This is a genomic window from Pseudoxanthomonas sp. GW2 (genome assembly GCF_000283075.1).
GTDB lineage: Bacteria > Pseudomonadota > Gammaproteobacteria > Xanthomonadales > Xanthomonadaceae > Pseudoxanthomonas.
In genome coordinates, this window is the sequence record NZ_ALIP01000017.1 from 1 (window position 1) to 2,400 (window position 2,400).

The 2,400-nt window shown below is 71.5% G+C and carries 1 protein-coding gene; it reads left to right on the forward strand.

The features are described 5' to 3' along the window. Positions 1-62 precede the first annotated feature (62 nt). Complete coding sequence (gene metE / locus B351_RS0101520) at positions 63-2,348, forward strand: 5-methyltetrahydropteroyltriglutamate--homocysteine S-methyltransferase (protein WP_019397296.1); 2,286 nt, start codon at positions 63-65, stop codon at positions 2,346-2,348. Positions 2,349-2,400 lie beyond the last annotated feature (52 nt).

Genomic DNA, 2,400 nt, shown 5'->3' on the forward strand with positions numbered 1-2,400 from the left:
GTCCAGCCGCGCACGCCGCCGGTCCTTCGTTCCTCATCGTCCACGCATGAGGAATCACATCGATGACACTGACCACCAACCTCGGCTTTCCCCGCATCGGGCCACGCCGCGAACTGAAGCGGGCCCTGGAAGCCCACTGGCGCGGCGAGCTGCCCGCCACGCAACTGCTCGACACCGCGCGGGAGCTGCGCGCCCGCCACTGGCGGCTGCAACGGGAGGCCGGCATCGACCTGCCACCCTCCAACGACTTCTCGCTGTACGACCAGGTCCTGGACACGGCGTTGCTGTTCGACGCGATCCCCCGGCGCTACCGCGCCGTGGTCGAGGCGGCACCGCTGGCCGGCTACTTCGCCATGGCGCGCGGACTGCAGCGCCCGGGCATCGACCTGCACGCGCTGGAGATGACCAAGTGGTTCGACACCAACTACCACTACCTCGTGCCCGAGCTGGAGGCCGGCCAGGACTTCGCCCTGCGCGGCGACACGCCGGTGGCGCAGTACCTGGAGGCGCGCAGGCTCGGCATCGAGACCCGGCCGGTCCTGATCGGGCCGGTCACCTTCCTGTGGCTGTCCAAGACGGTCGACGGCAGCGACCGCTTCGCGCTGCTGGACCGGCTGGTCCCGGCCTATGTGCAGCTGCTGGAGAAACTGCACGCGGCGGGCGCGGGCTGGGTCCAGGTCGACGAGCCGGCGCTGGTGCTGGACCTGCCGGAGCCGGTTCGCGACGCCTGCCGCCGGGCCTATGCGGCTCTGGCAGCCGGCCCCCGGCCGAAACTGATGCTCGCCTCCTACTTCGGCGCGCTCGGCGACAACCTGCAGCTGGCCGCATCGCTGCCGGTGGACGGCCTGCACCTGGACCTGGTCCGCGCCCCCGAGCAGCTGGAAGCGGCGCTGGATGCGCTGCCGCCCGGGCGCATGCTGTCGCTGGGCCTGGTGGACGGGCGCAACGTATGGCGCACGCGCCTGGACAACGCGCTGCTGCTGGCGCGGTACGCGCGCACCCGGCTCGGCGCGGACAACGTGTGCCTGGCGCCGTCGTGTTCGCTGCTGCACGTGCCGGTGGACCTGGACGCCGAGAACGGCCTGGATCCGGAACTGCGCTCCTGGCTGTCCTTCGCCAAGCAGAAGCTCGGCGAGATCCGGGTGCTGGCCGATGCCCTGGATGGCCACCCCGGTGCCGAGGCCGCGCTGGAGGACGCACGCCTGCGCCACGCCTCGCGCCGCGCCTCCACGCGCGTGCACCGGCCGGAGGTGGCGCAGCGCCTGGCCACGATCAGCCCGGCCCTGGCACAACGTGGCTCGCCCTACCCGGCGCGCCGCCAGGCCCAGCAGGCGGCCCTGGCATTGCCGCCGTACCCGACCACGACCATCGGCTCCTTCCCGCAGACCCGCCAGGTGCGCGAGGCGCGGGCGAAGTTCAAGTCGGGCAAGCTGGAGGGGGCGGCCTATGAGGCGTTCCTGGAGGCGCAGACCGAACAGTGCGTGCGCTTCCAGGAGCAGGTCGGGATCGACGTCCTGGTCCACGGCGAGTTCGAGCGCAACGACATGGTCGAGTATTTCGGCGAACAGCTGGACGGCTTCGCGTTCACCAGGCGGGGCTGGGTGCAGAGCTACGGCAGCCGTTGCGTGAAACCCCCGGTGATCTTCGGTGACGTGGCGCGGCCGGCGCCGATGACGGTGCGCTGGGCGCGGTACGCCCAGTCGCTGACCTCGCGCCCGGTCAAGGGCATGCTCACCGGCCCGGTGACCCTGATGCAGTGGTCGTTCGTGCGCGACGACCAGCCGCGCGCGGACACCTGCAGGCAGATCGCACTGGCCCTGCGCGACGAAGTCCTGGACCTGGAGGCGGCCGGCATCCGGGTGATCCAGATCGACGAACCGGCCCTGCGCGAGGGGCTGCCACTGCGGCGCGCGCACTGGGACGCCTACCTGGAATGGGCGGTCGAATGCTTCCGCCTGTGCGCGTCCGGGGTGGACGATGCCACCCAGATCCACACCCACATGTGCTACGCCGAATTCAACGACATCATCCAGGCGGTGGCGGCGATGGACGCGGACGTGATCTCGATCGAGACCTCGCGCTCGCGGATGGAGCTGCTGGATGCCTTCGCCAGGTTCCGCTACCCCAACCAGATCGGCCCGGGCGTGTACGACATCCACTCCCCGCGCATCCCCACCACCGCCGAGATGGTGGAACTGCTCGGCAAGGCGCGGGAGGTGCTGGCGCCGGACCAGCTGTGGGTGAACCCGGACTGCGGGCTGAAGACACGCGGCTGGGAGGAAACGGACCTGGCGCTGCGCAGGATGGTCGAGGCGGCCATGGTCATGCGCGAATCGGCCGCCCGGTGACGCGGCGGGGTGGCGTCACCGCGCCACCCTGCCGCGGGCCGCGCCGGGGGCC

Excerpts from the sequence above, each read along its gene's own strand:
- metE (WP_019397296.1), top strand. The coding sequence starts at position 63 with ATGACACTGACCACCAACCTCGGCTTTCCCCGCATCGGGCCACGCCGC.